Annotated in this window: 4 protein-coding genes; 2 read left to right on the top strand and 2 right to left on the bottom strand. The window is 71.8% G+C overall.

What is annotated here, in order from left to right:
* The first annotated feature begins 102 nt into the window (after positions 1-102).
* Positions 103-3,312, top strand: coding sequence for a tetratricopeptide repeat protein (locus FNH08_RS44125; protein ID WP_152777141.1), 3,210 nt, complete (start codon positions 103-105; stop codon positions 3,310-3,312).
* Positions 3,313-3,368: 56 nt separating this feature from the next.
* On the opposite strand, the gene FNH08_RS44120 is transcribed toward FNH08_RS44125, so the two are convergent.
* Both FNH08_RS44120 and mca read right to left on the bottom strand, forming a co-directional pair.
* A complete protein-coding gene (locus FNH08_RS44120) occupies positions 3,369-3,641 on the bottom strand; it encodes a hypothetical protein (protein ID WP_152777140.1) in 273 nt (90 codons plus the stop codon).
* 1 nt (position 3,642) lies between these two features.
* Positions 3,643-4,524, bottom strand: a complete 882-nt coding sequence (mca, locus tag FNH08_RS44115) for a mycothiol conjugate amidase Mca (RefSeq protein WP_152777139.1) — start codon at positions 4,522-4,524, stop codon at positions 3,643-3,645.
* Between the two features lie 184 nt (positions 4,525-4,708).
* Here mca and FNH08_RS44110 point away from each other — a divergent pair, with 184 nt between their 5' ends.
* Positions 4,709-5,107, top strand: a complete 399-nt coding sequence (locus FNH08_RS44110; RefSeq protein ID WP_152777138.1) for a DUF4307 domain-containing protein — start codon at positions 4,709-4,711, stop codon at positions 5,105-5,107.
* The last annotated feature ends 24 nt before the right edge of the window (positions 5,108-5,131 follow it).

The following is a 5,131-nucleotide window of genomic DNA, read 5'->3' as shown; positions in this document are numbered from 1 at the left end:
CTCACACACCCCACCCCCCATTTCGCGCCCTCTCGCCTCCACGCCCCATCCACAGCACACTTGACCAAGGAACGCCGTTGCTGCGAGCGAGGGGGACGTGTCATGCGGGACGGCCATCGGGTGGAGGCCGAGCGGCTGCTGGCGAGAGCCGTGGAGGAAGAGGTCCGCCGATCGGGCGGCCGTACCGACGGCGGCGTACTGCTCACACGGGCACGCGCGGCGCTCGACGCCATGGCGGAGGCGGCCACCGAGGAGTACGCGGCGTACACCCGCGCCCTCGACGAGGCCGAGGAAGGCCAGGTCACCTTCGCCCAGCGATACGCGAAGGAGGGCGCCGGAACCCCCCTGCTGATCGCAGCCGTGGCCGCGGTCGCGGCAGCCGTCGCCGACCTGGCCCTCGGCACGAACACGGGCACCGCCATCGGCGCCGGCGTCACGGTGGGCGTCGTCGGCGCCGCCGCCACCGTACTGAAGGTGACCGCCGCCCACTTCCCGGCGGCCCACCACCGCGCCGGAGCGCTGGGCCAGCCCGGCGGCCCCGCACAGCTGCGGCTCCAGTGGCTCACCGCCTTGGAGGTACGCGGCATCCGCCCGTTCCTGGACCAGCAACGCGTGCTGAGCGCGAGCACGGCCACCGGCACGAAGAAGGGCGCACCCCAACTGCGCCGTACGGACAAGAGCGCGGCGGCACGCAGAAGAAGCGTGCTGGAGCAGTCCTTCCAGCAGCTCCCGGAGGCGGACGGCCCGTTCGCGGGTCGACGGGCGGAGATGGCCCGGGTCCGGCAGTGGGTGCAGGCGGCGCGAGCCAGTACCGAGACCCGTCCGACCGTCGTCGTGCTGCGCGGCGCCCCCGGTTCGGGCCGTACGACACTCGCGGTGCACGCGGCCCACGACCTGAAGGACCAGTTCCGCGGCGCGTGCGTGGTGGATCTGCGCGGGGACAGCGCGGGCGAGCCGCCGCTGTCCACGCGGGACGCCCTGCTGCATCTGCTGAACCGTCTCGGCGCGCCCCGCGAACAGCTCCTCTTCCGTGAGCGCTCCTCCCCCGACCAGCAGGTCAAGCGGCTGAGCGAGCTGTACCACCAGCATCTGACGGGCCTGCCGGTCACGATCATTCTGGACGACGCCTCTGATCCCGAACAGGTCCGTGCCCTCGTCCCCGACCGCTCCGACAGCCTCGTCCTCGTCACGGCCCGGGGGCCCCTCGACCTGCCGGCCGACCTCGCCGCCTGGGTGCACCAGCTTCCCGTAGAGGCCCTCGACGAGGCGGGTGCGGAGGAGCTGCTGGGCGCGGTGGCCCAGGACAGTTCGGCCCCGTACGACGCCCAGTCCTCCGACGAGATACGGGAGCTGTGCGGCGGCCTCCCGCTGGCCCTGCGCATCGCGGGCTCGTCCCTCGGCGGCACGCGCACGCCCCGCCGGCTGGCCACGGACCTCGGCGCGTACGGCCCGGTGGAGTCCGTCGAGCGCGCCCTCTGGCTGCGCTACACCGACCAGCCGGACCCGGCGAGGCGGCTGCTGCGGCGCCTGGCCCTGGCGGGGCGGGCGTCGCTGGGCGCCGCCGCGGCGGCCTCCCTGCTGGCCACGAGCGAGCCGGAGGCCACCCGGCATCTGACCGCGCTCGCCCGTGCGGGCCTGATCGACCACGTACGCGGCAACCGCTACCGCCTCCACGACCTCGTCCGCGTCTTCGCCCAGGCCCGCCTGCTGGACGAGGAGGAGCCCGCGGAGCGCACGGCCGCCCATGAGCGCCTGATCGTGACGTACGCGGAACTGGCCGACTCGGTGCTCCGCCTGGTCGACGGCAAGATGTCGACCCGTTCGGACCACTTCGGCCCGCACGGCTTCACCTCGCTCGACGAGGCGCTGCGCTGGCTGGACGACGAGTCCAGCTTCATCACGGCCGCGCTCAGGCACACCGAGGGCGTGAACCAGGCGGCCGTCCTGAACCTGCTGGGCGCCCTGTGCGACTACTGCCTGCTGCGCGGCGACCTCTACCGTCTGGGCGAGATCAGCGAGCTGGCCCGCGCGGTCGACCAGGGCCTGCTGATGCGTTCGGTGCAGTGGCGCACGGGCATCGCGGCCCGTCAGCTCGGCGAACTGGACCAGGCCCGCACCACCCTGACCTCCGTCGTCGACCTCTACATGGAGGCGAACCACGACGCCGGCGCGGCCCGTGCGCTCTGCTCCCTCGGCATCACGCTCCACCACCAGGGCAACCTGACCGAGGCGGCGGCCAAGCTCCGGGAGGCCCTGGACCTCCAGGCGGCGCCGGAGCTGTCGGTGGACCGGGCCTGGACGATGCACGCCCTGGCCGCGGTGGAACGGGACCGGGCGAGGCCGGCGGAGTCCCTCGACCTCCTCACGCGGGCCCTGGTGCTGCACGGCGAGGGCGAGTCCGTGCACGGCCAGGCGTGGGCGCACTTCCAGCTGGGCCAACTGAAGCTGCGGATGGGCGACGTGCCGGACGCGGAGGCCGAGCTGCGCATGGCCCTGGACCTTTACGGCCGGACCCGCGACGCCCGCGGCGAGGCGTGGGCCATGACCCAGCTCGCCCGCGCCCGCATGGTCGCCGGTGACGCGTCCGCCGCCGTCGACGGTCTGCGCCAGGCGGCGGCCCGCCACCAGGACAACGAGGACGCCCGCGGCGTGGCCTGGTCGGTCTACTACCTGGGCCAGGCCCTGGAGGAGACGGGCAACCTGGACCAGGCGGTACGGGAGCTGGAGCGGTCGAGGACGATGTTCTCCCGGATGCGGGACGTGTACGGGCTCGCCTGCGCCCGTCACCACTCGGCCCGTGTGACCCGCGACCAGCGAGCCGTCCAGACGGGCTCGCTGCGCAACTCGGGCTTCGCCCGCCAGCTCCTGGTCGACGCCCGCGCCGACTTCCAGCGCATCGGCGTGGCCCACGGCGAGGCGTGGACCTGCCTGGAACTGGCGGTCGTCGACGCCGGCAACGCCCGCACCCAGCAGGCCCTGTCCCTGTGCGACGACGCCGTCGCGCTCTTCGCCTCCTACGGCGACCGCCGGGGCGAGGACTGGGCCAGGTTCCTGCGGTGCACCCTGCTGCCGTACGGGGCGCCGGGCGGCGTCGAGATCGGCACCGCGGTCGCCCAGGAGGAACTGACCCAGCTGTCCCACGCCACGCACCCGCTCCGCGACACCAAGCTCGACGAGTACGTGGACGCGTACCAGCTGCTTCTGGAACGCGGCATCGACCTGGACGCCGGATGGCGGGCGTGGACCCTGGGGATGGTGCCGGACCGGCACGCCCGTGAGGTCATGGGGGTGCCGGTGGCGGCCCGGCAGTGACTGCTCCTGCCGGGCCCTGCCCGCCGGTCCTGCCGGTCATCCGTCAGGACCGGTGATCAGCCCTGCTGTGGCTTGGGCGTGCCCGAGGACTTGCCCGAGGTCTTGCCCGCGGCCGTGGCGGCCGTCTTCCCGGAGCCGCCGGACTGCTCGTCCGGCGCCTCCTCGAAGTCGACCTTGCCCATGTGGCGGCTCATCGACTTCATCAGACCCCACACGGCCAGGGCCATCACCGCGAACACGATGAAGCCGAGGACGCCGGGGGTGACCTTGTTCTCGTCCACCTCCTTGGCGAGGGGGACGAGGTGTGTCAGTGCCAGGCTTGCGCTCATGTCAGGCATTGTCGCGGATGCCCGCGAAGAGGTCGTCCTCGGGGAGGGAGGTGTCCACGAGTGACTTCGCCAGCTCGTACTCCTCCGTCGGCCAGACCTCCTTCTGGAGATCCATCGGAACGCGGAACCAGCCGCCGTCGGGGTCGATCTGCGTGGCGTGCGCGATCAGTGCCTTGTCACGGATCTCGAAGAAGTCGGCGCAGGGGATGTGCGTGGTGAGTGTGCGCTCGGTGCGCTCGATCTCGCTCCACCGCTTGAGCCACTCCCCGTACGGCGACTCCAGGCCGCGATCCAGCATCGCCTGGTGCAGCGCCTCGGTGCGCGGGCGGTTGAAGCCCTGGTTGTAGTAGAGCTTCTTCGGCTGGTACGCGGGGCCGTACTCCTCCTCCGGGTACTTCTCGGTGTCCGCCGCCCCCTCGAACGCCACCATGGAGATCTTGTGGGTCATGATGTGGTCGGGGTGCGGGTACCCGCCGTTCTCGTCGTACGTCGTGATCACCTGCGGGCGGAACGAGCGGATCTTCCGCACCAGCTCGCCGGACGCCTTGTCGACGTCCTCCAGGGCGAAGCAGCCGTCGGGCAGCGGCGGCAGCGGGTCGCCCTCGGGAAGCCCGGAGTCGACGAAGCCGAGCCATTCCTGCCCGACGCCGAGGATCTCGCGCGCCTCGTCCATCTCCTTCTTGCGTACCTCGTGGATGTGCTCCTCGATGTACTTGTCGCCCTGCAGCTTCGGGTTGAGGATGGAGCCGCGCTCCCCGCCCGTGCAGGTCACCACCAGCACGTCCACCCCCTCGGACACGTACTTCGCCATGGTGGCCGCACCCTTGCTCGACTCGTCGTCGGGGTGCGCGTGCACGGCCATCAGTCGCAGCTGGTCAGTCAAGACTCATTCCCTCGTAAGTCGGCGCCCGCACTGAACTCGGTGACTCGTGTGACTCGCCCCGGCGTGAACCCGGGTGTTGGGCGACTTCTATAGTGACCGAACCGGGGGGCGAAAAATTCCGGGACCGGCCCCGGGGTTCCCATTCAAGGACCTTCGTCCGGGCCCGCTTCGGAGAGGACGATCCATGAGCACGGCGAGCACGCAGCTGCCCGAGGGCCGGTACGGTCGCTCCGCGGACGAGCGCGCCGACCGCAAGCTCAGGATCCTCGGGGCGGTACTGGGCGCCGGCCTGCTCGTCCTCATCGGCTGGTTCGCCTACTACTACGTCGGCGGCAACAAGATCAGCGCCGAGGTGATCACCTTCGAGACCTCGGCCACCGAGGTCAAGGTGCACCTGGAGGTGCACAAGGACGCGGGTGCGAGCGGCTACTGCACGCTGCGCTCCCAGGCCGAGGACGGCGCCGAGGTCGGCCGGGCGGACTTCCGCTTCGACGGGGACGCCACCCGCATCGACAAGGTCGTCACGCTCCGTACCACCTCCCGCGGCACCACGGCCGAGCTGCTCGGCTGCCACGCCGACTGAGCCTCCCCTCCCTCACCCCCGGCA

Origin of the sequence: Streptomyces spongiae, assembly GCF_009377185.1 — a bacterium.
GTDB classification, from domain to species: domain Bacteria; phylum Actinomycetota; class Actinomycetes; order Streptomycetales; family Streptomycetaceae; genus Streptomyces; species Streptomyces spongiae.
The sequence above is the reverse complement of the archived record's forward strand: the minus strand, read 5'-3'. Positions and strand labels throughout refer to the sequence as shown.

Bases quoted from the DNA above. Each gene is read 5' to 3' on its own strand.
- FNH08_RS44125 (WP_152777141.1), top strand. From the start codon at position 103: ATGCGGGACGGCCATCGGGTGGAGGCCGAGCGGCTGCTGGCGAGAGCC.
- FNH08_RS44110 (WP_152777138.1), top strand. From the start codon at position 4,709: ATGAGCACGGCGAGCACGCAGCTGCCCGAGGGCCGGTACGGTCGCTCC.
- FNH08_RS44120 (WP_152777140.1), bottom strand. From the start codon at position 3,641: ATGAGCGCAAGCCTGGCACTGACACACCTCGTCCCCCTCGCCAAGGAG.